Source organism: Nocardioides pantholopis (assembly GCF_003710085.1).
GTDB lineage: Bacteria > Actinomycetota > Actinomycetes > Propionibacteriales > Nocardioidaceae > Nocardioides > Nocardioides pantholopis.
Map to the genome: position 1 here is coordinate 3,662,004 of NZ_CP033324.1, position 22,446 is coordinate 3,684,449.

The following is a 22,446-nucleotide window of genomic DNA, read 5'->3' on the forward strand; positions in this document are numbered from 1 at the left end:
TTCGCCCCGCCCCTCACCCCCGCACCGGGACCGCCCAGGTCAGCCGGGTGCCGGCGCCGGGAGCGCTGACGATCTCGCAGCGGCCGCCGAGCTGCTCGGCGCGGCGGCGCATGTTGCCCAGGCCGCTCTCGTGCAGGTCGGCGGGCAGGCCGCGGCCGTCGTCGGCGACGCAGAGCACGATCTCCTCGCCAGCGGTGAGCGAGACCTCCACGGCCGTGGCCTCCGCGTGCCGGCTGGTGTTGGAGAGCGCCTCGCCGAGCACCGCGAGCAGGTGCGGCGCCAGCTCGTCGGGCACCAGGGTCCGGACCGGCCCGGTGAACCGCAGCGAGGGTCGGAACTTCAGGGTCCCGGCCGCGCGGTCCACCATCCGGCTCACCTCGGCCTGGATGTCGGAGGCCGTCTCCAGGGAGCCCAGCGCGAAGATCGTGCGCCGGATCTCCTTGATCGTCGCGTCGAGCTCGTCGACCGAGGACTCCAGCCGCCCGGCCAGCTCGGGGCTGCCGGCCTGGCGGGCCGACGTCTGCAGCCCCAGGCCGACCGCGAAGAGCCGCTGGATGACGACGTCGTGCAGGTCCCGGGCGATCCGGTCCCGGTCCTCGAAGACCATCAGCCGCTCCTGGTCGGCGCGGGCCCGGGCCACCTGGAGCGCCAGCGTCGCCTGCTCGGCGAAGCTCGCCGGCAGCGCGGCGTCCACCTCGTGGTGCAGGTCCGCGCGCTCCGGGGTCCAGGCCAGGCCCAGCGCGCCCTCCACGCCGCCGGAGCTGCGCAGCGGCACGATCAGCGCCGGCCCGAACCGGTCGCCGCCGCCGAGCCCGGGCACCGAGACCGCCGCCCCGGTCCGCACCGCCTCGCAGGTGTGTACGCCGGCCAGCTCGCGGGCCGGCACGTCGGACGGGTCCGTCCCCGAGACCACCTGGAGGGCCAGGTCGTCCTCGTCGCCGGTCGCCACCCAGGCGACGTCCGCGCCCGACACCTCGCGGGCCCGGTCCGCGACCGCCTGGAGCGCGTCCAGGCCGTGGGCCCGGCCCGCCAGCAGCGCCGTGATCTCCGCTGTCGCCTCCAGCCAGCGCTGCCGCCGCGAGGCCTCCTCGTAGAGGCGCGCGTTCTCGATCACCACGCCGGCCGCGGCCGCGAGCGCGACCACGACCTCCTCGTCCTGCTCGGTGAAGTCGACGCCCCCGACCTTCTCGGTCAGGTAGAGGTTGCCGAAGACCCGGTCCCGGATCCGCACCGGCACGCCCAGGAACGAGCTCATCGGCGGGTGGTGGGCCGGGAAGCCGTACGACGCCGGGTGCGCCGCGATGTCGTGCAGCCGCAGCGGCTCGGGCCGGTCGATGATGATCCCCAGCAGGCCGTGCCCGGTCGGCAGGTCGCCGATCTCGGTGACCTGCTCGCCCGAGAGGCCGTGGTGGATGAACGTGCGCAGCCGCTTGCCCGGCCCGCCGCCGAGCACCCCGAGCGCGGCGTACTTCGCCCCGACCAGGTCGCAGGCCACCTCGACGATCCGCGCCAGCACGCCGTCCACCGACAGGTCTGCGGCCATCGTGACCACCGCGTCCAGCAGCAGCCGCAGCCGCTCCTGCTCGTCGAGGACACCGTCGACCCGGCTCAGCACCTCGCGCAGCAACTGGTCGAAGCTGGCGTCTCCGAGACCGGAGGGGTTCGTGGTCACGGCAGGCTCCTTCCGGGCCGGGCGCGGCTCACGCTAGCAACACCCGGGACCGAGGTCCCGGCCGGCCGGGACGTCGGGCCGGTGGCCGGGCAACCGGATCGGGGGCACCATGGAGCGCACGGACCCAGCGGACCAGCGGACAGGCGGAGGCACCATGAAACCCGAGATGCCCTGGGGTGGCGGCCGGATCCTCGAGCTCGACACCGAGGAGTGCTGGGAGCTGATGGGCGGCCGCGAGACCGGCCGGGTCGGCTGGGGCGGGCCGGAGGGTCAGACCATCCACCCGGTCAACCACGCCGTCGGGAACGGCGCCGTGTGGCTGCGCACCACGGCGTACTCGTCGCTGGCCCGCGAGGCCGACGAGAGCCCGGTGGCCTTCCAGGTCGACGACATCGACGACGTCACCCGGGCCGGTTGGAGCGTGCTGGTGCGGGGCACCGCGCACCTCACCTGGCCCGGCGAGGCCGCCCGCGACCTCCCCGAGCTGGAGCCGTGGGTCGAGGGGCTGCGCCCGGTGTGGGTGCAGATCCGGCCCACCGCGGTCACCGGGCGACGGCTGCTGCCGCGCTGAGCCGTCCGGCGCCGCGGCTCAGTGCTGCCGGCGCCGCGGCTCAGTGCTGCCGGCGCCGCGGCTCAGTGCTGCCGGCGCTTGTTGGCGTAGATCGCGGCCTGGGTGCGGCTCTCCAGCCCGAGCTTGGCCAGCAGCGAGGAGACGTAGTTCTTGACAGTCTTCTCGGCCAGGAACATCTGCTCGGCGATCTGGCGGTTGGTCAGCCCCTGCGCGATCAGGTCGAGGATCTTCTGCTCCTGCCCGGTCAGCCGCTCCAGGGTCGCGTCCTTCGGCGGCCCGTTGCGCAGCCGCTCCAGCACCTGGGCGGTCACCGCCGGGTCCAGCATCGACTGGCCCTCCGCCACCCGGCGCACGGTCTCGATCAGGTCGTTGCCGCGCACCTGCTTGAGCAGGTAGCCGGCCGCGCCGGCCATGATCGCCGCGAACAGCGCCTCGTCGTCGTCGTACGACGTGAGGATCAGCGCCGCGATCGAAGGGTCCACCGAGCGCACGTCGCGGCACACGTCGATGCCCGAGCCGTCGGGGAGCCGGCCGTCGAGGATCGCGACGTCCGGGCGCAGCGCCGGGATCCGGGCGGTGGCCTCCGCGGCCAGCCCGGACTCGCCGACGACCTCGATGTCGCCCTCGCTCTCGAGGAGGTCCTTGATCCCGCGGCGCACCACCTCGTGGTCGTCGAGCAGGTAGACCCGGATCGGTCCCGACCCGGACGTGGTCGCGGGCGCCGACTGCGGCGCGGGGCGGCTGGTGGGCTCTGCCATGGCCCGCAACCTACCCCGCCCGGAGGGTTCGACCGCGCCACCGGGTCGGCCCGGGCCCGCAGGATCCCGGGACCTACGCCCCTGTCGCACCGGGTCCCTACGGGCGAGGGTGGGGAACCCAGCACGCACGGTCGAGAGGAGCCCCGGATGACCAGCACCGCCGTCCCGCCCGCGGGCCGCTCCCGGGCCCGCCGCCCCCCGGTCGACGTCGTCGAGCTGGCCTGCCGCGCCCCCAGCGTGCACAACAGCCAGCCCTGGCGGTGGCGGGTCGGCGGCACTGCGGACGCGCCCACCCTGGACCTGTACGCCGACCGGACCCGGCAGCACCCCACCGACCCGGTGGGTCGCAACCTCGTCCTCAGTTGTGGCGCCGCGCTGCACCACGCCCAGGTGGCCGCCCGCGGCCTGGGCTGGGCGCCGGCCGTGACCCGCCGGCCCGACCCGGCCGACCCGAACCTGCTGGCCCGGCTCGACCTGGTCCCGGCCCCGCCGTCGGCCGAGGCCGGCGCCGACCTGCAGGCGCTCCGCGAGCGCCGCACCGACCGGCGACGGTTCACCGCGTGGCCGGTCCCTGCCGGACGGCTGGAGCACCTGGCGGCGGTCGCGGGCGCCTGGGGCATGCGCGGCGTGCCGGTCCTGGACACCGCGAACCGGTTCCGGGTCGGCATGCTGGTCGCCGAGGCGTTGGAGCTGCAGGGCGCCGACGAGCGGCACGCCGGCGCTGGCACCGGCACTGATGGCCTCGGTGGCCTCGGCGGCTCCGACGGGCTGCTCGTCCTGACCGCCGAGACCGACGCCGCCCCCGCCTGGCTACGGGCCGGCGAGGCGCTCAGCGCGCTGTGGCTGCGCGCGGTCCGCGACGGACTCGCGGTGGTGCCGCTCAGCCAGGTCGTCGAGGTCGAGCGGACCCGCTCCGCGCTGGAGCACGACGTGCTGGCCGGCCGCGGGCGCCCGCTGCTGCTGGTCCGGGTCGGCTGGCAGGAGATCGCGCGCAGCACCCTCCCCGCCACCGGGCGGCGCCCGGTGGCCGACGTACTCCTCGGCTGAGCAGCCCCTCGGGACGAAGGTCCCCCGCAGGTGGGGACGCCAGACCGTGCCGGCGGGGGTGGCCCGGGCCGCAGGATCGGGGAACATCCCAGATCTCGCTCGAGGAGCCCTCGTGGACCCGCTGGACATCGCACGGTGGCAGTTCGCCATCACGACCGTCTACCACTTCATGTTCGTCCCGATCAGCATCGGACTCTCGGCGATGGTCGCCGGCTACGAGACCGCGTGGCTGCGCACCCGCAACCCGATGTACCTGCGGCTCACGAAGTTCTTCGGGAAGCTGTTCCTGATCAACTTCGCGATCGGGGTCGTGACCGGCATCGTCCAGGAGTTCCAGTTCGGCATGAACTGGAGCGACTACTCCCGCTTCGTCGGCGACGTCTTCGGCGCCCCGCTGGCCATCGAGGGGCTGCTGGCGTTCTTCCTCGAGTCGACGTTCCTGGGCCTGTGGATCTTCGGCTGGGACCGGCTCTCCGGGAAGCTGCACGTCACCTGCATGTGGCTGGTGCACCTCGGCACGCTGTTCTCGGCGTACTTCATCCTCGCCGCGAACTCCTGGATGCAGAACCCGGTCGGCTTCCTGTTCAACCCCGACACCGGCCGCGCCGAGATGACCGACTTCGCGGCGATCATGTTCAACAAGGTCCAGCTGGTGACCTTCCCCCACGTGCTGCTCGCGGCGTACATGACCGCCGCCGCCTTCGTCGTCGGCATCGCCTTCTGGCACCTGCGCCGCCAGCCGCCCGGCAGCGAGGACGCCACGATGTGGCGCAAGGCGGTGCGCACCGGGGCGGCGCTGACGCTGGTCTCCGGTCTCGGCGTCGTCATCGTCGGCGACTTCCAGGGCAAGGTGATGACCGAGGTCCAGCCCATGAAGATGGCCGCGGCCGAGGCGCTCTACGAGACCGAGGAGCCCGCGTCGTTCTCGGTCTTCACGATCGGCACGCCCGACGGGAAGGAGGAGAAGTTCGCGATCACGATCCCGAACCTGCTCTCGTTCCTCGCGACCGGCACCTTCGACGGTGAGGTCAAGGGCATCAACCAGCTGCGCGAGCAGTACCAGGAGACCTACGGCGAGGACCCGGGCGCGGCGTACTACTCCGCCGGGGACTACACCCCGAACATCCCGATCACCTACTGGACCTTCCGGTTCATGATGGGGCTCGGCTTCGCGGCCATGGCCGTCGCGGCGTGGGTGCTGTGGGCCACCCGCCGCAGCCGGTCGCCGCAGGGCCGGCTGCTGTTCACAGCGGTCACGCTGCTGCCGTTCATGCCGCTGTTCGCGAACTCGATGGGCTGGATCTTCACCGAGATGGGCCGCCAGCCGTGGGCGGTCTTCGGGCTGATGACCACCGCCCGGTCGGTCTCCCCCGGCGTCAGCGCCACCGAGATGCTGATCTCGCTGATCACGCTGACCTCCGTCTACGGCCTGCTCGCGGTGATCGAGGTCCGGCTGCTGCTCAGCGCCATCCGCCATGGGGCCGACCCGATCGCCGAGGACGAGCTGCCCCGGGTCCGCACCGACGACGACGCGGACAAGCCGTTCGCCTTCGCCTACTGATCCGCACAGGAGACACCGACTCATGGAACTCACCACCGTCTGGTTCGCGCTGATCGCGATCCTGTGGATGGGCTACTTCGTCCTCGAGGGCTTCGACTTCGGCGTCGGCATGCTGCTGCCGGTGCTGGGGCGCTCCGAGCGGGAGCGCCGCGTCCTGATCAACACCATCGGCCCGGTCTGGGACGGCAACGAGGTCTGGCTGCTGGTCGCCGGCGGCGCGACGTTCGCGGCCTTCCCGGAGTGGTACGCCACGCTCTTCAGCGGCTTCTACCTGCCGCTGCTGCTGATCCTGGTGGCGCTGATCGTGCGCGGCCTGGCCTTCGAGTACCGCCACAAGCGCGAGGACGCGACCTGGAAGGCCCGCTGGGACGCGGTGATCTTCGTCGGCTCGCTGGTCCCCTCGATCCTGTGGGGCGTCGCGTTCGCGAACATCGTGCGCGGGGTGCCGATCGACAGCGACCTGGAGTACGTCGGCGGCTTCTTCAACCTGCTCAACCCCTACGCGCTGCTCGGCGGCGCGATGACGCTGCTGCTCTTCCTCACCCACGGCGCGCTGTTCATCGCGCTCAAGACCGACGGCCCGATCCGGCACGCCGCCCGGAACCTCGCGATCCGGCTCGGCGCCGCCGCCGCGGTCGTGGCCGTGGCGTTCCTCGGCTGGACCCAGCTCAGCAGCGGCTCGGCCGCCTCGGCCGTGGCCTTCGCGGTCGCCGCGGTCGCACTGCTCGCCGGCATCGGCGCCGCCCAGGCGGCCCGCGAGGGCTGGGCCTTCCTCGGCACGTTCGTCGCGATCGGGCTCGGCATCGCCGGGCTCTTCCTGGCCCTGTTCCCCGACGTGATGCCCTCGACGCTGACCGGCGGGACGAGCCTGACCACCACGAACGCCGCCGCCACGGCGTACACGCTGGGAATCATGACGTGGGTCGCCGCGATCTTCACGCCGCTGGTGCTGGCCTACCAGGCCTGGACCTACTGGGTCTTCCGCAAGCGGATCTCGGTCCACCACATCCCCGAGCCGGTCCTGGCCGGCGACCGATGAGGCCCACCGACCCGCGGCTGCGGGCCCAGCTGGCGCCGGCCTGGCGCCCGCTGGCCAGCGTGCTCGCGGCCGGGGTGCTCGGCGCGCTGCTGATCATCGCCCAGGCCTGGGCGGTGACCGGCCTGGTGGTGGCAGCGGTACGCCGGGAGGACCTGGGCGGGTGGGCGGTCGCGGTCGCTGCCGTCTTCGCGGCCCGGGCGCTCACCGGCTGGGCCGGCGACGTGCTGGCCGCCCGGGCGGCCGCCCAGGTCGGCACGTCCCTGCGTCGCCAGGTCGTGCGGGCGGTGCTGCGCCGCCGCGAGGTCCGCTCGGCCGACGCGGTGCTGCTGACCCGCGGGGTCTCGGCCGCGGAGCCGTACCTGACCCGCTACCTGCCGGCCGTGGTGCTGGCCGGGGCGCTGCCGGTGCTGACGCTGGCCGCGATGGCCTGGCTGGACTGGCTCAGCGCGCTGATCGTGCTGCTGACGCTGCCGCTGGTGCCGGTCTTCGGCGCCCTGGTCGGCCTCGCGACCCGCGATCGCGCCGAGGAGCAGTGGCGGGCGATGGCGTCGCTGTCGGGGCACTTCCTCGACGTGGTCCGCGGGCTGCCCACCCTGGTCGCCTACCGCCGGGCCCGGGCCCAGTCGGACACGATCGCGCGGGTCACCGACCGCTACCGCCGGGCCAGCATGCAGACCCTGCGGCTGGCCTTCGCCTCCTCCGCCGTCCTGGAGCTGGTGGCGACCCTCTCGGTCGCGCTGGTCGCGGTCACCGTCGGCATCCGGCTCGCCGGCGGCGGGCTGGACCTGGACACCGCCCTGCTGGTGCTGCTGCTCGCCCCCGAGGCGTACTGGCCGCTGCGCCGGGTGGGCGCGGAGTTCCACGCCGCCGCCGAGGGCGTCGCGACGTTCGAGCAGGTCCACGAGCTGGTCACCGGTACGCCGCAGGAGCCGGCCGACCGGCCGGTCGCCCCGCCCCGGACCGGGGACGGCCTGGTCCTCGCCGGGCTCACCGTGGTGCACCCGGGCCGCACCGTCCCCGCGCTCGACGGGGTGGACGCCGTCCTGCCCGCTCGGGGCGTCACTGTCGTCACCGGCCCGTCGGGGTGCGGCAAGTCCACATTGCTGGGCGCCGTCGCGGGGCTGGTGCCCCGCACCGCCGGGCTGGTCCTGCTCGACGGCACCGAGGTCGCCGGCCCCGCCTGGCGTGAGCAGGTCGCCTGGGTGTCCCAGCGGCCGGTGTTCGTCGCGGGCTCGATCGCCGACAACCTGCGCCTGGCCGCCCCGGACGCCACCGCCGACGCGCTCTGGTCCGCGCTGCGCCGGGTCGCCCTCGAGGAGCGGGTCCGGGACCTGCCCGCCGGCCTGGACAGCGCCCTGGGCGAGGACGGCGCCGGCCTGTCGGCCGGCGAGCGCGCCCGGCTGGCGCTGGCCCGGGTCGTGCTCGCCGACCGGCCGTGGGTGCTGCTCGACGAGCCGACCGCGCACCTCGACGAGCTGACCGAGCGGGTCATCGCCGACACCGTCGTCGAGCTCGGCCGCGACCGGGCGGTCGTCGTCGTCGCACACCGCCCCGCGCTGGTCGCCCTGGCCGACTCCGTGATCGAGCTGGCCGCTCCGGCCGCGGCAGCGGCCCCCGCCCCGGCCCCGGCCCCGGCAGCGGTGAGCCTGCCACCGTCCGAGGCCCCGAAAGCGTGGCCAGCTCACCGCTCCCCCGCGGACGCCGGCCGGACCGATGACACGCCCGCCGACCGCCTCGGGCTCGGGATCAGCGCGGTTCTCGGGGCGCTGGCCTCGCTGGCCGGGGTGGCGCTGACCGCGACCGCCGGCTGGCTGATCGTGCAGTCCTCCACCCACCCGCCGGTCCTCACGCTGATGGTCGCGATCGTGGGCGTCCGGACCTTCGGGCTGGCCCGTCCGGCGCTGCGCTACGTCGAGCGGCTGCGCTCCCACGACGTCGCGCTGCGGCTGCTCGCCCGCCGCCGCGTCGAGGTGTACGACGCCGTCGTCCCGCTGGTACCGGCCCGGCTGGGCCGCCGTCGCGGCGACCTGCTCGCCTCGGTGGTCGACGACGTCGACAGCGTGGTCGACGACGCGCTGCGGGTGCGGCTCCCGCTGCGCTCCGCGGCCCTGGTCGCCGTGCTCGCGACGCTGGCCGCGGCCCTGCTGCTGCCGGTCGCCGGCGCGGTCGTGGCCGCGACCTGCGTGCTCGGCGGCGGCCTCGCCCTCGGCCTCGCCCGGCTCGGCGGACGGTCCGCGGAGCGGGCGGCGGTGGCGCACCGCGCGGACCTCTCCGCAGCCGCGGTCGAGGTCGCCCAGGTGGCCCCGGAGCTGGTGATGTGGCAGGCCGAGGAGTCCGCGGTGTCTCGGGTGGCGGCCCTCAGCGACCGGCTCGGCCGCGACTCGGTCCGCGCCGGCGCCTGGCTCGGAGCTGCCCGGGCCGTCGTGCTGCTGGTCTGCGGCGCCGGGGTCGCGGTGATGGCCCGGCTGGGCGCACCCGCTCTCGCCGACGGCGCCGTCTCCGGCCCGGTCCTGGCCCTGCTGGTGCTGCTCCCGCTGGCGCTGGCCGACACGCTCACCACCGTCGCCGACGCCGGGGTCCTCGCCGCCCGGACCCGCGCCGCCTCCGAGCGCCTGACCGCCCTGGAGCGCACCGAGCCGGCCGTCCGCACCACCGTGGCCCGGCCGCTGCCCGCCGCGAGCGACCTCGACGTCGCCGGCGTCAGCGCGAGCTGGTCGGCCGACCCGGCCGCGCCCCCGGCCCTGCAGGACCTCTCGCTGCGCGTCGACGCCGGCGACCGGGTGGGCGTCGTCGGGCCGTCGGGGTCCGGCAAGTCCACACTGGCGGCCCTGCTGCTGCGGTTCCTCGACCCGGTCTCGGGCACGGTCCGGCTCGGCGGCACAGCCAGCGTCGAGCTCGACCCCGACGACGTACGCCGCGTGGTCGGGCTGGTCGACGACGACCCGCACGTGTTCGCGACCACGCTCGTGGAGAACGTCCGGCTCGCCCGGCCGGACGCGAGCGACGCCGACGTCGAGGACGCCCTGCGCCGGGCCCGGCTGGGCGCCTGGCTGGACGCGCTGCCCGCCGGGCTGGACACCTGGCTCGGCGACGGCCACGCCCAGGTCTCGGGCGGCGAGCGGGCCCGGATCGCGATCGCCCGCTCCATGCTCGCCGACCACCCGGTGCTGGTGCTCGACGAGCCGACGGCCCACCTCGACCACGCGACCGCCACCGAGCTCGCCACCGAGCTGCTCACCGGCCCGCGCCGCCGCAGCCTGGTGTGGATCACCCACGACAGCGTCGGGCTCGACCTGCTGGACCGGCACGTCGACCTCGGCGAGCCGGCCGGCCTCCTCACCGAGGCCCGGTAGCCACCGGGCCGAAGGTCCCACCGGTTCGGGGACGGCGGGCCGTGGCGGGCTCCGCGCGGGCCCGCGACAATGGGGTCATGACCACCACCGACACCACTGACATCAACCTGGACGTGATCCACCCCGGCAGCATCGTGGTCGGGCTGGACGACTCCGAGCAGGGCCAGGAGGCCTTGACCTGGGCGGCCCGGCAGGCGGTCCTGGAGGGGCGCCGGCTCGCCGTGGTCCACGCGGTCGAGCCGATGACGCCGACAACGCGCACGATGATGCTCGCGGGCGGCGTCGACCCGGGCGGCCTCGAGGCCCAGATGCTCCGCGAGGCCCGGGCCCAGGCAGCCACGACCGCGACGTCCGCCGCCGACCTGCACCCGGGCCTGGAGGTCGTCGACGTGGTCCGGATGGGCGACCCGCGCGACCTGCTCCTGGCCGCCGCGCACCGCGCCAGCCTGCTCGTGGTCGGATCCCGCGGCCGCGGACCGCTGCGCAGCCTGCTGCTCGGCTCGGTCAGCGTCGCGGTCGCCAAGCACGCGGTCTGCCCGGTCGTCGTGCTGCGCCCCGAGCGCCCCGAGGTGGTACGCCGCGGCGTGCTGGTCGGCGCGGACGGCACCGAGCGCTCGCTGCCGGCCCTGGAGTTCGCCTACCGCCACGCCGCGACGCGCGGGCTGCCGCTGACCGTCATGCACTGCTTCTGGGACGTGCTCGCCGCGACCTCCCCCCACCACGTGGTCGCCGAGGACCGGACCGTCGAGGACCTGCGAGTGCTGCTCTCGCAGTCGGTGGCCGGGATGTCGGAGCGCTACCCCGACGTCGAGGTGCACCTCGAGCTCGCGCGGGGCCTCGTGGACGAGGCGCTCGCCACCGGCGCCGAGGAGATGGACCTGGTCGTGGTGGGCTGGCACGACGCCGACCCGGTCACGTCGTTCCTCTACGGCTCTGTCGCCCCGTCGGTGCTGGAGCGGGCCCGCTGCGCGGTCGCGATCATCCCGGACGAGACGCGCCGCTGAGCCACGGCCGGGCCGAGGACCGGACCCTCAGGTCCGGTTCTCGGCCAGCACCAGCGCGACGTCGTCGCTGAGCCCGCCGCCGGCGAAGTCCCGCAGCCGCTCCACGACGTCGTCGAGAGCGTCGGCGAGCGGGCGATCCCGCAGCACCCGGGTGATCGTGTCCAGGTCGAAGAACCTCCCACTCGCGTCCCGGGCCTCCACCAGCCCGTCGGTGTAGAGCAGGATCCGCGCCGGCGTCGGCCACGGGTGCTGGACCAGCTCCGGCTCGGGCTGGAGTCCCAGCGGCGGCGTCGGCTCCCCGGTGTCCAGCAGCCGGGCCTGTCCGCGGTCGAGCAGCAGCGGCGGGTGGTGACCGCAGTTGGCCAGGGTCAGCGTGTCATCGCGGAACTCCGCGATGATCGCGGTGATGAACTCCTCCTCGTCGATCAGCCGCGAGACGGCCGCGTCGATGGCACGCGCCAGCGCGGCCGGGTCCGGCTCGGTGAAGGCGGCCTGGCGGAACGCCGCGAGCACCGACGCCGCCGTCTGCACGGCGGGCAGCCCCTTCCCGCGCACGTCGCCGACGATGACCCGGATGCCGAAGGGCGTCGAGGCGATCTCGTAGAGGTCGCCGCCGACCGAGGCCTCCGCGGAGGCGGAGAGGTAGCGCGACGCGAACCCCACGGAGCCGACCGCCGAGGGCGTGGCGCCGAGCACTGCCCGCTGGGCGGTCTCGGCGATCACGGTGAGCCGGCGCAGCCGGGCCTCCCGCCGGTCGCGCAGCTCCGCGGACGTCACGGCGAGCCCGCCCAGCACCAGGCAGACCAGCACCCGCACCGCCCAGTCGGTGAGGTCGAACTCCGGCACCCACAGCCGGGTGGTGAGCGCGGTCACGATCGCGACCACCGCCACCCCGGCGGTGCGCCGGGAGGTGGTCAGGATCGAGGCGACGAAGGCGCCGATCGTGTAGCCGCCGGTCAGCTGCACGTCCGAGACGGCGTCGAGACCGACGACGAGGACGACCGCGAGCAGCCCGGCCCACACGCCCCGATCGCGCCACCACCCGGTCCGGGACCCGATCAGCGCGCTCATGGCGTCACTCTTTCACGGCGTCCTGCCGGGCTCTGCGGGGGTCGGCGAGGGGTCGGCGAGGGGTCGGCGGGCGCTCGGCGGGGGGCTCTGCGGGGGCTCAGCAGGGGGGGCGTCGCGGCGCTCAGCCGTCCCGATCGAGCCGGAAGGCCAGCAACGTGGTGTCGTCGTCGCGGCGGCCGGGCGCGACGCGCAGCACCTGGTCCGCCCAGCGCTCGAGCTCCTCGCGACCGGGCCCGGGGGCGCTCAGCCGGCCGAGCCGGGCCAGGGAGTCGGTGAGGCTCTCGCCGCGCCGCTCGATCAGGCCGTCGGTGTAGAGCATCAGCGTGGCGCCGGGCTCGAGCACCAGCTCGGTCTCCCGCCCGGACTCGACCCCGAGACCGAGCAGCGGACGGGTCGAGACCCGCAGCTCCTCGGCCCGCGCCCCGAGGAACAGGAACGGCGGTGGGTGGCCGGCCGCGGCCAGCACCACGCGCCCCGTCGCCGGCTCGACGGTGCCGACGATCACGGTGGCGATCAGGTGCTCGTGCAGGCTGTCCATGAAGCGGTCGGTGCGGTCCAGGGCGGAGCCCGGTGACTCGCCGGCGACGAGGTGGGCGCGCAGCGCGGAGCGCACCTGGGTCATCGTCGTGGCCGCGGCCACCCCGTGACCGGCCACGTCCCCGACCACGAAGGCGTAGCGGTCCGCGTCCAGCGGGAACGCGTCCCACCAGTCCCCGCCGAGCTGGAAGGTCGACGCCGGGAGGTAGCGCGCCACCGTCTCCAGCCCGGCCACCTGCGGCGCGTCGGTCGGGATCACGCTGCGCTGCAGCGACTCGGCCATGTCGATCTGCTCGCGCGAGTGCAGGTAGAGCAGGCTGGCGAGGTGGGCCGAGAGGGTCTCGGCCGCCTCGGTGTGCCACAGCGCCCACGGGGCGCTGCGGCCCTGGACGACCTGCTGCCACTTCTCGAAGGACTTCCGCGGGCTCAGCCGCACCTCCTCGTCCTCGGTCTGGGCGAGCAGCTTGTTGGTGGGATCCCCGCCCCAGTCGACGACCTGGCGCAGCTCCGGGCGCAGCCAGGCCAGCCAGCGGTCCGGCGCGGAGCCCATCACGAGCGCACCGGCCGCGGTCTCGCTGACGTCCGCGAGGCCGGGGTCGAGGTCGGCGAGGTGGTCGCTGGAGCTGGCCAGGTTGTCGCCCCGGCGCAGCAGCGCCGCGATCCGGCGTACCGCCTCGTCGTCGGGCACGGCGCCGCGGGTCACCACGACGTCGTCGAAGCAGAGCGCCACCCCGCCGGCGTCCATCAGGTCCAGCAGCTCGGGGTCGTCGAGCAGGCCCTGCAGGGTCGCGACCCCGCTGGCGGTGGTCCGCGCCATCACCCCGGCCAACCGGCGGTCGGTCACCGCCCGCGCGGCCCGTGCGTCGGCGCGCTGGCGCTCGGCGATCAGCTGCGAGGCGGACTGGCCCAGGAACTCCGACGCGGCCCGGACGTCGTGCCCGGGGCGGTGCGGCCCCGAGTAGTGGTGACAGGCGATGAGCCCCCACAGCTCGCCCTCGACGACCAGCGAGACCGACATCGACGCAGTCACGCCCATGTTGCCGAGGTACTCGAGGTGGATCGGGGACACGCTGCGCAGCACCGAGTGGGACAGGTCCAGCGGCGCGCCGGTCGCCGGGTCCAGGACCGGGGTCAGCGCGACCGGCCGGTAGTCCACGTCCGCGATCAGCCGGGTCCAGTTCACCGTGTAGAGCCGGCGGGCCTGCGCCGGGATGTCGGTCGCGGGGTAGTGCAGCCCGAGGAACGCGTTGAGGTCCGGGCGGCGCCGCTCAGCCACGACCTCGCCGTTCCACTGCTCGTCGAAGCGGTAGACCATCACCCGGTCGAAGCCGGTCAGCGAGGCGATCTCCTCGGCGAGCCGCCCGGTCAGCTCCAGCACGCTCTCCGTGCGCGCCAGCCGCTGCATGGCGCCGCGCGCCAGGCGGTACGACGGCATCGCGACGGCCACGTCCAGGCCGGGCTCGAGCTCGACGATCCACCGGTCGCCGGACCGGTGGATGTTGACGTCGACCGACCCGGTCAGCGGCGCGGCCCCGCCCGGCGCCTCCGGCAGGCTCAGCCGCAGCGTGTCGCCGCCCGGCCCGTCGAACGCCGCGCGCACCGCCGCCGCGACCCGGTCGCCGAGCACGTCGGCGAGGTCGGCCCCGAGGATCTGCGCCAGGTCCCCGCCCAGCAGGCCGGCCGCGTTGTCGGAGGCCATCGCCACCCGGCGCCCCTCGGCGTCGGTGGCGAGCAGCACGCCGTGCGGCTGGATCGCGCCCGGCACGTGGATCGGCTCACGGTCGCAGTTGGTCAGGTCCGCCGGCGCGTACGCCGGGGTGTGGGACCACGCAGGGTGAACTGACTGGTGGGACAACTGGCTGGCTCCTGGACCGGGCTGGGGGCGGCGGCTCGCTGGTTCCGGCGTACCAGACCAACCGTCGCTCATCAAAGCAGGTGCGGGGCGGACTCACCACCATATCGGCGCCGACCCTCCGTCGACGTGCCCAGCGGCCCCCAGCGACCCGGCCCTACCATCGCCGCGTGAACGGTTACCTCCCCGAGGACATCCCTGCCGCCGAGGTCGAGCGCGAGGAACGGCTCTACGCCCCGTTCACCCACGCCGTCCGGGAGCTGGTCGACGCCACGATCCGCACCGAGGCCGACGAGGCCGAGGTCCGGGCGGCGCAGGCGGAGATCGAGGCGATCACGGCCCGGCTGCGCCGCCGCCAGCTGGACGGCTCCTACGGCGTCCGGCTGCGCCCCGACGGCAACAACCGGGCGTGGGGCAACGCCGTGATCGGGGTGCGCAACCCGGTCGCTCCCCCGCTGCGCATCGAGCACGACGGTCGCGGCCGGGTCTGGTCGGACTTCCGGCTCGGCGCGGCCTACGAGGGGCCGCCGACGCTCGTGCACGGCGGGGTCTCGGCGCTGATCCTCGACCAGCTCCTCGGCCAGGCAGCCGGGTCCGGCGGCCGGCCCGGCATGACCGGCACCCTCACCGTGCGCTACCGGAAGCCGACCCCGCTGGGCGACCTGCGCGGCGAGGCCTGGATCGACCGGAGCGAGGGTGTGAAGACCTGGGCCCGCGGCCACCTGATCGGTCCCGACGGGGTGACGGTCGAGGGCGAGGGTGTCTTCATCCTGCCGCGCTGGGCCCGCGAGCGCCCGGCAGAGAAGCCCGCCCCGCAGTACTTCGAGTAGCCGCCGCTCCGGGTCAGACCCGCTCGGGGGGCCGGGTGCCGCGCTCGCCGGCGTCGGTGAGCCGGGCCTCCTCGGCGGCCTGGGCCTCCAGCTGCGCGCGCCGCTCCTGGTCCGCGGCCGCCTGGGCGCTGTCGTACGCGCCGGGCTCGGAGACCAGGTCGGAGGTGCCGCCCTCGAGGCGGGCCAGCGCGCTGCGCGCGAAGATCTGCTGCTCGGTGGTGGTCCGCTCCGAACGGCCCCGGCCGATGAACGAGACCGCCCAGCGCAGCACCGCGGTCACCCGGTTCTTGAAGCCGGTCAGGTAGACGAGGTGGACCAGCAGCCACATCAGCCAGGCGAGCACCCCGCTGACCCGCAGCTTGCCGACCATCGCGACGGCGCGGAACCGGCTGATGATCGCCATCGAGCCCTTGTCGAAGTACTTGAACGGACCCTGGGAGGGCTTGCCCTCGAGCCGGTTGTCGATCTCCTGCGCGGCGTACTTCGCCCCCTGGATCGCGACCTGCGCGACGCCCGGGAGGTTGTCCAGGGCGATCATGTCGCCGACGACGAACACCTCGGGGTGGCCGGGGAGGGTCAGGTCGGGGTTCACGCCGATCCGCCCGGCGCGGTCCAGCGGCGCACCGGACTGCTCGGCGAGGGTCCGGCCCAGCGGGCTGGCCTGGACTCCGGCCGCCCAGATCTTGGTGACCGACTCGATGCGCTCGATCCGGTCGTCCTTGAACTTCATCTGCAGGCCGCGCTCGTCGACGTCGGTGACCATCGCGCCGAGGATCACCTCGACGCCGAGCTTCTCCAGCTCGCGCTTGGCCTTGGCGCCGAGCTTGGAGCCGAACGGCGGAAGCACCTGGGGGGCGGCGTCGACGAGGACGACCCGGGCCTGGTGGGTGTTGATGGCGCGGAAGTCGCGCTTGAGCGTGCGGTGCGCGAGCTCCGCGATCTGGCCGGCCATCTCCACACCGGTCGGGCCGGCACCGACGACCACGAACGTCAGCAGGTGGTCGACCGGCTCGCCGCGGCCGGCGGCCAGCTCCGCGAGCTCGAAGGCGCCGAAGATCCGCCCGCGCAGCTCCAGCGCGTCGTCGATGCTCTTCATGCCGGGGGCGAACTCGGCGAACTGGTCGTTGCCGAAGTACGACTGGCCCGCGCCCGCCGCCACGATCAGGGAGTCGTACGGCGAGACGGTCTCCCGGCCCAGGACGTGCGAGGTGACCAGCCGCTTCTCCAGGTCGATGTCGGTGACCTCGCCCAGGAGCACCTGGGCGTTCTCCTGCCCGGAGATGACCTCGCGGGTCGGGGGCGCGATCTCACCTTCGGAGAGGATCCCGGTCGCGACCTGGTAGAGCAGCGGCTGGAAGAGGTGGTGGGTCGTCTTGGCGACCACTGTGACGTCCACGTCGGACCGGCGCAGCGCCTTGGTCCCGAACAGGCCACCGAACCCGGAGCCGATCACCACCACCTGGTGGCGTTGGTCCTGGTCACGTGCCTGGGAGCTGGCTGCCATGACGAGCCTTCCTACATCGAGTTCGAGGACGGATCCCGGAGCGGCAATTGTCTCGCTCCTCGCCCAGGTACCGCTAATCAAGTGCCCCGTCTGGTGGCTCACACACCCCGGACCGCGTCGCGCGGGTCGGGCCCGGGAGCGCACTGAACAAACTTCGCGACACCGGTGTTTGTCTCCCGCACTTCGAGGGTAAACGGCACAAGAATGTCGGACGTTCCCGTCCCGCCCTGATCCAGGAGCCCTGCCCGTGCCGTTGAACCGGCCTGCCCTGCTGTTGGGCACTGGTCCCCGAGGGGTTCAGGACGCGCGCCGGTGGGTGGTACGCACCTTCGAGGACATCGGCCGCGACGACCTGCTCGAGTGCGCCGAGCTCGGGGTCTCCGAGCTGGTCACCAACGCGCTCCTCCACGGTGCGCCGCCGATCCAGGTGCGCGTGCGAGGCACCGCCGAGCACCCCCGGGTCGAGGTCCGCGACGGCTCCCGGGACCGACCGGTGCTCCCGGTGGAGCCCGAGGACGAGGACGACTTCCTGCTCACCTTCGGCCGCGGCCTGAGCATCGTGGCCCGCTGCGCCGACGCCTGGGGCGCGGAGATCGAGGAGGACGGCAAGACCGTCTGGTTCGCCCCGGCGGCCGCCTTCGCCGAGGACGCCGGCGTGCCAGGGGTCATCACCGGCGACGAGCAGGCCCCGGTCGAGCCCCCCGAGGACCCGGTCACGGTCGTGGTCCACGACATCCCGCTGGACCTGTACGCCGGGTTCCAGCGGCACTTCCGCGAGCTGCGCCGCGAGGTCCGGCTGCTGGCGCTGGCCCACCAGAACGACTACCCGCTGGCCCAGGACCTCTCCGAGCTGTTCTCCGCCCTCGACCGGCACCTGCGCGACGGGGTCGGCCTCGGCGGGTTCGACGAGCCGGCCGCCGGCGAGAAGGCGAGCGCCGGCCTGGAGGTCACGGTCTCGCGCAACGACACCCGCACCATGGCGCGCTTCATCGACATGATCGACCTCGCCGACGAGTTCTGCCGCCAGCAGCGGCTGCTGTCCCTGGCCCGGACCGAGGAGCAGCGCACCTTCCAACAGTGGTACCTCGGCGAGTTCGTGCGCCAGGGCCGCGGCGAGCCGCCGCGGCCGTGGAGCGCCGTCGCGCCCGAACACCGCGAGCCGCCCAGCCAGGCCGACCAGGCCGAGCGGGCCGGGCGTCACGGGGACGACGGCCTGGCCGGCCACGGCGCGGCCCAGCCGGACGACGCCCGGTCGGCCCCTCCGGGCTCGGCGCCCGGCCGTCACAGCAGCGTGTCCTGACCCGCGCCTCCCCGTCAGCCGGAGCCCGTCAGCCGGAGCCGGTCAGCCGTAGCCGAGCTCGTGCAGCCGATCGTCGTCGATCCCGAAGTGGTGGGCGACCTCGTGCACGACGGTGATCCGCACCTCCTCGACCAGCTCCTCCTCCGAGGAGCACAGGTCGAGCAGCGGTCCCCGGAAGATGAAGATCCGGTCCGGGAGCCCGCCCAGCACCGTGCTGTCCCGCTCGGTCAGCGCGACCCCCTCGTAGAGGCCGAGCAGGTCGGCGGGCTCGCCCGGGGGCGGGGACTCCTCGACCAGCACCACGACATTGCGGACCAGGCGGGCCAGCTCGTCGGGGATCTCGTCGAGCGCGGCGTCGACGAGCCGGTCGAAGCGCACGGGGTCCATCTCGATCGGCACGCCGGCCATCCTCCCGCACCCGGCCCGGACGCACGAAACGCCCCGGATCAAAGGATCCGGGGCGTCTCGTTTCGTCTCTGCTGCGACCCCGACGGGACTCGAACCCGCGGCCTCCGCCGTGACAGGGCGGCGCGCTAACCAACTGCGCTACGGGGCCAGTGCTACGAACCGCTGTGCGGCCGAGCGATGGAACAGTAACTTACCGATGGCCCGCAGTCCCAATCGAGGGTCCCGGCGACTCCCGGGAGCATGCTTGCGGCCAGGTCAGGCGGACCGCGGCGCGTACATGATCACCGCGACACCGACCAGGCACACCAGGGCCCCGGCGACGTCGTACCGGTCCGGACGGAACCCGTCCAGAGCCATCCCCCAGGCCAGCGAGCCGGCGACGAAGACTCCGCCGTACGCCGCCAGGATCCGTCCGAAGCTGGCGTCGGGCTGGAGGGTGGCCACGAACCCGTAGACCCCGAGCGCGACCACGCCCGCGCCGATCCAGATCCAGCCCCGGTGCTCGCGCACGCCCTGCCAGATCAGCCAGGCGCCACCGATCTCCGCGACCGCGGCAGCGACGAACAGGGCCAGGGAGCGCACCACGTCGAGAGGACCGTCCACGCGGCCAGTGTGGCAGCACCGCCCGGACCGGCCTCCTTGGCAGGATGACGCCATGCGCCGTCCCCGCCTGCTGGCCCTCCCCACCCCCGCCCTGGCCGCCCCCGCCCTGGCCGCCCTCGTCCTGGCGACCGTCCTGACCGCGTGCGGCGGCGACAGCGACGGCGACACGGGTGGCGACAGCGCAGCGGACCCGACGCCCACCGTCTCGAGCACCCCCACCCCGAGCACCACCACACCCCCCGCCCCGACGCCCAGCACCTCGGCGCCGGCCCCGGCGACGTCCTCGACACCGTCCGGCCCGTCGGAGCCGACTGCGCCCAGCGGCACCCCGGCGCCCAGCCCCCCTGCTCCCGCCGAGACTCCCGCCTCCGACCCCGCGCTGCGCGTCGCCGCCCAGGCGTACGCCGACGCGTTCCTCACCGGCGACGCCCCGGCCGCCTTCGACCTGCTCTCCGAGCGCTGCAAGGACACCGTCGACATGGTGGCCTTCGGCGACGAGGCGATCGCGGCCGGCCAGAAGTACGGCAGCCCGCAGCCGATCTCGAGCTACGACGCCAAGGTCGCCGGCGAGAGCGCCACGCTGACCTACCGGTTCACCGGCAACGCCCCGGCCCACCGGCGCCAGCCGTGGGTGCGCGAGCAGGGGTTCTGGCACCTCGACGAGTGCTGAGCCCTCCGGAGCACGCAGTACCCCCAACGGGATTCGAACCCGTGCTACCGCCGTGAAAGGGCGGGGTCCTGGGCCGCTAGACGATGGGGGCCGGACTGGGCAGCAGCATAGGGGCAGGCCGATCGGCTCCCCAACCCGCCACCCACGGCCCGGGACCCGGAATTCGGCCCGCCGCGATCGACTCCTGTATGGTTTCGACTCGCTCGGGCAGGTAGCTCAGTTGGTACGAGCGTCCGCCTGAAAAGTGGAAGGTCGGCGGTTCGACCCCGCCCCTGCCCACGAGCACCGCAGGTCCCTGGCCTGCGTGATCGCCCCCACCGGTTCCCGGCGGGGGCGATCTGCTTTTCCGGTCCCACCCCTGGGGGTGTTGAGGGCTAGACCAGTCGGTGACACAGTCGAGGTCCGGTGCTGAGCCACGGCGCCGGACCGGCCCCCGAGGACCCTTCGTGACCGACGATGCTCCCGGCACCTCCGCCGACAGCCACTTCCCTCCGGCCGCCGTCCCCGGCGCCGCACCCCTGATCCAGACACCGCCCCCGACGACCGAGTCGGTGGTTCGGCGGTGACGGCCGTCCAGACCGCCCGCACTCCCCAGAACGAGCGCGCGCTCGGCCGCGCCGAGCGCTCCACCCGGACGGCGGCGCTGCTGCGGGAGGTTGCCGGCTGCTCCGACGAGGTCCGACGACGCGAGCTGCTGGACGAGGTCATCGTCCTCAACCGCGGGGTCGCGGAGTCCGTGGCCTCGCGCTACCGCAACCGCGGGGTCTCGCTCGACGACCTCCACCAGGTGGCCTACCTCGGCCTGACCCGGGCCGTGTTCCGCTACGACGCCGACCGCGCCGAGGACCTGCTCACCTATGCGGTCCCGACGATCCGGGGCGAGATCCAGCGGCACTTCCGCGACCACGGCTGGGCGATCCGGCCGACCCGGCGGGTCCAGGAGCTCCAGGGCCGCGTGAACCATGCGATCGAGCGGCTCGCGCAGGAGCTCGGCCGCGATCCCACCCACGACGAGGTCCGGGCCGACCTGGGCGTCTCCCGCGAGGACTACGACCAGGCCACGGGCGCGTTCGGCTGCTTCCAGCCGATCTCCCTGGACCGGCCGGCCACGACCAGCTCGCCGACCTCGATCGGCGAGCTCCTCGGCGAGGACCAGTCCGTCGGCGCCGCCGAGGCGCGCACGGTGCTGCGGCCCGTGCTCCGGAACCTCTCCGAGCGCGACCGCCGGATCCTCTACCTGCGCTTCTTCGAGGACCGCACCCAGGAGGAGATCGGCCGGGACCTCGGGGTCACGCAGATGCAGGTGTCCCGGCTGCTCAAGCGGATCCTGCTGGAGCTGCGGGGCCAGATCGACGAGCCGGTCGGCTGACGCCGCGGCGCCGCTGACCGACGCTCAGGCGGTGCCGCCGGCGAACCGCCGGACCATCAGCCGGGCGACCTCGCGGAGCTTGACGTGCTCGGAGCTGGCCAGGGCGACGAGGTGGTCGAAGGCCTCCTCGGGCCCACACCCCTGCTGAGCCATCACGATGCCCTTCGCCTGGTCGATGTCCGAGCGCGAGGTCAGCGCCCGCTGCAGGTCGTCGGCGGCGCGGCGCAGCTCCTCCTCCAGGTCGAGCTCCTGCAGCAGGCCCCGCACCGTGATCGCGAGCAGCTCGGCCAGCTCCAGCAGGCGCCCGTCCACCCCGGCCTCGAGCCGGTAGGCGCTCAGGACCCCGCGCACGCGGTCCTCCCCCACCATCGGCACCGCGACGACGCCGCCGACCGGAGCGGGAGCGGCGTCGGCCAGCGCGGGCCAGCGGGTGTCGCGGTGCACGTCCTCGACCCAGACCAGCTCGCCCTCGCGGAAGGCCGTGGCCGCCGGCCCCTCCCCGGCCAGCAGCTGCGCACCGTCCATCGCCTGCGCCACCTGCGACGTCGACGCGACCAGGTCGGGCCGCTCGGGAGGGCCGAGCTGGATGGTCACGTCCACGAGCGGGCCGAGCACGTCACCGCAGGCCAGGGCCGCCTCCTGGACCAGCTCTGCCGCAGTGCGGCCCTCGGCCTCGATCGCGGCCAGGCGCCGCAGCCCCTCCGAGAGCGGCTGCGCCTCGTCGACGCCGCTGGCGTGGTCGGAGGTCACCAGCAGCCAGCTCACCGTGCCCTCCGCGACGTCCAGCGGCGTGAGCGAGACGGTCACCGCGACGGCATGCCCGGACCGGGTCAGGAGCCGCCCGGCCCGCCGGGTGCCGGACGGCTCCGCGCCGACCCCGGCCAGCAGCTCCTGGAGCCCCGTGCGGTCCTCGGCGGAGAAGAACGCGAAGACCGCCCTGCCCTCCAGCTGGGCCGGGTGCCGGCCGGCCAGCACGGCCGCGGCCGCGTTGACGGCGCGGACGGCGCCGTACCGGTCGGTGATCAGCACCGGGACCGGAAGCCGGCTGAGCAGGCGCTCGTGCTGGACCTGCTGGAGCGACTGCTGGTGCAGGAGCCTGGCGATCTGCTCGCGGGGCGTCCGCCGGCCGGGACCCTCCTCCCGCAGGTCGAGCAGGTCGTCGTCGTCGAGCGGCGCCACCGGGCTCCCGGCAGTCCGGTCGGCCGCTGCGCCGGCGTGGAATCGTGAGCCCATCCCTTCCGATTCCCCGTCGCCGGTCGCGCCATTCGTGCCCCGGCGCCCGGCCGGCGGGCCTCGA

Annotated in this window: 18 protein-coding genes and 3 tRNA genes; 11 read left to right on the top strand and 10 right to left on the bottom strand. The window is 74.5% G+C overall.

Annotated elements, in window-relative coordinates:
* Positions 1-13: 13 nt before the first annotated feature.
* Positions 14-1,672, bottom strand: a complete 1,659-nt coding sequence (locus EBO35_RS17480; protein ID WP_206422598.1) for a sensor histidine kinase — start codon at positions 1,670-1,672, stop codon at positions 14-16.
* Between the two features lie 154 nt (positions 1,673-1,826).
* Between EBO35_RS17480 and EBO35_RS17485 the strand changes: the two genes are divergently transcribed.
* On the top strand, positions 1,827-2,243 hold the full coding sequence (locus EBO35_RS17485; RefSeq protein ID WP_164478028.1) for a pyridoxamine 5'-phosphate oxidase family protein: 417 nt from the start codon (positions 1,827-1,829) through the stop codon (positions 2,241-2,243).
* 62 nt (positions 2,244-2,305) lie between these two features.
* Here EBO35_RS17485 and EBO35_RS17490 read toward each other — a convergent pair whose 3' ends face one another.
* Positions 2,306-3,001 carry a response regulator gene (locus tag EBO35_RS17490; protein ID WP_122818861.1) on the bottom strand — a complete coding sequence of 232 codons (696 nt, stop codon included), beginning with the start codon at positions 2,999-3,001 and terminating at the stop codon, positions 2,306-2,308.
* 147 nt (positions 3,002-3,148) lie between these two features.
* Between EBO35_RS17490 and EBO35_RS17495 the strand changes: the two genes are divergently transcribed.
* The 5 genes from EBO35_RS17495 to EBO35_RS17515 all read left to right on the top strand — a co-directional run bounded on the left by EBO35_RS17495 (position 3,149) and on the right by EBO35_RS17515 (position 11,005).
* Positions 3,149-4,048, top strand: a complete 900-nt coding sequence (locus tag EBO35_RS17495) for a nitroreductase family protein (protein WP_122818862.1) — start codon at positions 3,149-3,151, stop codon at positions 4,046-4,048.
* A gap of 112 nt (positions 4,049-4,160) precedes the next feature.
* Positions 4,161-5,609, top strand: a complete 1,449-nt coding sequence (locus EBO35_RS17500) for a cytochrome ubiquinol oxidase subunit I (protein ID WP_122818863.1) — start codon at positions 4,161-4,163, stop codon at positions 5,607-5,609.
* A gap of 22 nt (positions 5,610-5,631) precedes the next feature.
* Positions 5,632-6,648, top strand: coding sequence for a cytochrome d ubiquinol oxidase subunit II (cydB, locus tag EBO35_RS17505; protein WP_122818864.1), 1,017 nt, complete (start codon positions 5,632-5,634; stop codon positions 6,646-6,648).
* Positions 6,645-10,001: a thiol reductant ABC exporter subunit CydD gene (cydD, locus tag EBO35_RS17510; protein WP_122818865.1), complete on the top strand. Its 3,357-nt coding sequence runs from the start codon at positions 6,645-6,647 to the stop codon at positions 9,999-10,001. Before cydB ends, cydD begins: the two co-directional genes overlap by 4 nt.
* A 77-nt stretch (positions 10,002-10,078) precedes the next feature.
* Positions 10,079-11,005 (top strand): universal stress protein, encoded by a 927-nt coding sequence (locus EBO35_RS17515; RefSeq protein ID WP_122818866.1) that lies wholly within the window; start codon positions 10,079-10,081, stop codon positions 11,003-11,005.
* Positions 11,006-11,032: 27 nt separating this feature from the next.
* Here EBO35_RS17515 and EBO35_RS17520 read toward each other — a convergent pair whose 3' ends face one another.
* Both EBO35_RS17520 and EBO35_RS17525 read right to left on the bottom strand, forming a co-directional pair.
* Positions 11,033-12,076 carry a PP2C family protein-serine/threonine phosphatase gene (locus EBO35_RS17520; protein ID WP_122818867.1) on the bottom strand — a complete coding sequence of 348 codons (1,044 nt, stop codon included), beginning with the start codon at positions 12,074-12,076 and terminating at the stop codon, positions 11,033-11,035.
* 121 nt (positions 12,077-12,197) lie between these two features.
* Positions 12,198-14,468 carry a SpoIIE family protein phosphatase gene (locus tag EBO35_RS17525; RefSeq protein ID WP_164478029.1) on the bottom strand — a complete coding sequence of 757 codons (2,271 nt, stop codon included), beginning with the start codon at positions 14,466-14,468 and terminating at the stop codon, positions 12,198-12,200.
* Positions 14,469-14,635: 167 nt separating this feature from the next.
* Here EBO35_RS17525 and EBO35_RS17530 point away from each other — a divergent pair, with 167 nt between their 5' ends.
* Positions 14,636-15,295 carry a PaaI family thioesterase gene (locus EBO35_RS17530; protein ID WP_122818869.1) on the top strand — a complete coding sequence of 220 codons (660 nt, stop codon included), beginning with the start codon at positions 14,636-14,638 and terminating at the stop codon, positions 15,293-15,295.
* Positions 15,296-15,308: 13 nt separating this feature from the next.
* On the opposite strand, the gene EBO35_RS17535 is transcribed toward EBO35_RS17530, so the two are convergent.
* Complete coding sequence (locus EBO35_RS17535; RefSeq protein WP_122818870.1) at positions 15,309-16,799, bottom strand: NAD(P)/FAD-dependent oxidoreductase; 1,491 nt, start codon at positions 16,797-16,799, stop codon at positions 15,309-15,311.
* A 247-nt stretch (positions 16,800-17,046) separates the two neighbouring features.
* Between EBO35_RS17535 and EBO35_RS17540 the strand changes: the two genes are divergently transcribed.
* On the top strand, positions 17,047-18,099 hold the full coding sequence (locus EBO35_RS17540) for an ATP-binding protein (protein ID WP_122818871.1): 1,053 nt from the start codon (positions 17,047-17,049) through the stop codon (positions 18,097-18,099).
* A 42-nt stretch (positions 18,100-18,141) separates the two neighbouring features.
* Here the strand turns inward: EBO35_RS17540 and EBO35_RS17545 are convergent, their stop codons facing one another.
* The 3 genes from EBO35_RS17545 to EBO35_RS17555 form a co-directional block, all read right to left on the bottom strand.
* On the bottom strand, positions 18,142-18,507 hold the full coding sequence (locus tag EBO35_RS17545; RefSeq protein WP_206422599.1) for a metallopeptidase family protein: 366 nt from the start codon (positions 18,505-18,507) through the stop codon (positions 18,142-18,144).
* A gap of 74 nt (positions 18,508-18,581) precedes the next feature.
* Positions 18,582-18,655: transfer RNA gene (locus EBO35_RS17550), tRNA-Asp, on the bottom strand.
* 107 nt (positions 18,656-18,762) lie between these two features.
* Entirely contained in the window at positions 18,763-19,110 is a 348-nt protein-coding gene (locus tag EBO35_RS17555; RefSeq protein ID WP_241153758.1) for a YnfA family protein, read from the bottom strand.
* Between the two features lie 52 nt (positions 19,111-19,162).
* Here EBO35_RS17555 and EBO35_RS17560 point away from each other — a divergent pair, with 52 nt between their 5' ends.
* The gene (locus tag EBO35_RS17560) at positions 19,163-19,780 is read left to right on the top strand and encodes a hypothetical protein (protein WP_122818874.1); all 618 of its coding nucleotides are present in this window, start codon (positions 19,163-19,165) and stop codon (positions 19,778-19,780) included.
* Between the two features lie 18 nt (positions 19,781-19,798).
* Here the strand turns inward: EBO35_RS17560 and EBO35_RS17565 are convergent.
* A tRNA-Glu gene (locus EBO35_RS17565) sits at positions 19,799-19,871 on the bottom strand.
* 114 nt (positions 19,872-19,985) lie between these two features.
* Between EBO35_RS17565 and EBO35_RS17570 the strand changes: the two genes are divergently transcribed.
* Together EBO35_RS17570 and EBO35_RS17575 are read left to right on the top strand one after the other, a co-directional pair.
* A tRNA-Phe gene (locus EBO35_RS17570) sits at positions 19,986-20,059 on the top strand.
* A gap of 283 nt (positions 20,060-20,342) precedes the next feature.
* The gene (locus EBO35_RS17575) at positions 20,343-21,149 is read left to right on the top strand and encodes a sigma-70 family RNA polymerase sigma factor (RefSeq protein ID WP_122818875.1); all 807 of its coding nucleotides are present in this window, start codon (positions 20,343-20,345) and stop codon (positions 21,147-21,149) included.
* Positions 21,150-21,173: 24 nt separating this feature from the next.
* On the opposite strand, the gene EBO35_RS17580 is transcribed toward EBO35_RS17575, so the two are convergent.
* On the bottom strand, positions 21,174-22,382 hold the full coding sequence (locus tag EBO35_RS17580; RefSeq protein ID WP_122818876.1) for a GAF and ANTAR domain-containing protein: 1,209 nt from the start codon (positions 22,380-22,382) through the stop codon (positions 21,174-21,176).
* Positions 22,383-22,446 lie beyond the last annotated feature (64 nt).